General features: G+C 60.1%; 1 protein-coding gene. It reads right to left on the minus strand.

The features are described 5' to 3' along the window. Window positions 1–316: hypothetical protein (locus tag AACY08_RS29960; protein WP_339472708.1), on the minus strand; the 316-nt coding region annotated here is incomplete at its 3' end. Window positions 317–436 lie beyond the last annotated feature (120 nt).

Consider the following 436-nt stretch of genomic DNA (forward strand, 5'->3'; position numbering starts at 1 on the left):
GCGATTGGCGCTGAGGCCAAATGGCTTTGGTGTTCGTGCCCGATGCATTGATCGAGACTGGGATCAGTGCCCAGCACGCGTGGGGGAAGGGATCATCGAAAGTCACTGTCAGCGCTCCCTCTGAGAAGGTGCCCGAATCCGTTCCAACCTTGATGAGAAAACCGCCAGCGATGGGGATTGTGGCTTGGTTCGCACCGATGATGACGCCGCCGCCAACGCCACCTTGCGCAACGAACAGCACCCGAAGGGCTGCAAGCAACTGGCTATGATTACTTTTGTCGGGTGCGAGACCGGCTGCAGTGACCAGACCGCCCAACTCTTCCTGGACGGTATTAAACCAGTCTTGGGTTGGAACCGTCGCTGGCGTTGATGTCGTGGGATCCCCGCTTGACCAATAGCCAGGTGTGCCCACCACTGCGGCCGGGGACGGCAGCGC

Source organism: Pseudomonas sp. EL_65y_Pfl1_R83, from assembly GCF_963970695.1.
In the GTDB taxonomy this organism is placed as follows: Bacteria; Pseudomonadota; Gammaproteobacteria; order Pseudomonadales; family Pseudomonadaceae; genus Aquipseudomonas; species Aquipseudomonas tritici.